Here is a 554-nt window from a genome sequence, read left to right on the forward strand (position 1 = left end):
CCGCCATGGTGATCCTCGTCATCGCCGCCGCGCCGCCGGATCTGCTGGTGCACAGCCCTGGGAATCCAGTGTCGCGGTTCGGCCTGATGGGTGGTCGGACCCCGGAAGGCCGTTGATCTGGTTCATGCGCGGAGGCGCAGGCCGCGTGGTGTCGCGATGAAGCCTGCTCCTTCCAGGAGGGTGCCGATGGGGGAGGTCAGGGCCGAGGCGCCGTTGACGCGCTCCACCGTGACCGTGCCGAGGGAACCGGCTCGGGCCGCTGCCGCGAGGGCCTCGGCGGCCGCCTGGAGGCGTGGGTCCTCGGCGGACGTGGTGTCCGGTGCGGAGGGCCAGGCGAGCAGGGTCTTGCCGCCGCGCTCCATGTAGAGCGTCAACTCACCCTCGACCAGCACTACGAGAGAGCCCGCCTTGCGCCCCGGCTTGTGCCCGGCACCGGTCGGCGGCTCGGGCCAGGGGAGGGCGGCGCCGTACGCGTTCGCAGGGTCGGCGGCGGCCAGGACGGGCGTGAAGGAGAGCTACGAGGGGCACGTCACGCGGCACGGGACGGTCGACAC

1 pseudogene is annotated in these 554 nt (G+C 72.9%); it reads right to left on the reverse strand.

From position 1 onward, the window contains the following. Window positions 1-122: 122 nt before the first annotated feature. Window positions 123-500, reverse strand: a pseudogene (locus tag ACNFOC_RS55130) (hypothetical protein); the annotation flags it as partial. Window positions 501-554 lie beyond the last annotated feature (54 nt).

The sequence above is a fragment of the Streptomyces colwelliae genome (genome assembly GCF_048158785.1).
Classification (GTDB): domain Bacteria; phylum Actinomycetota; class Actinomycetes; order Streptomycetales; family Streptomycetaceae; genus Streptomyces.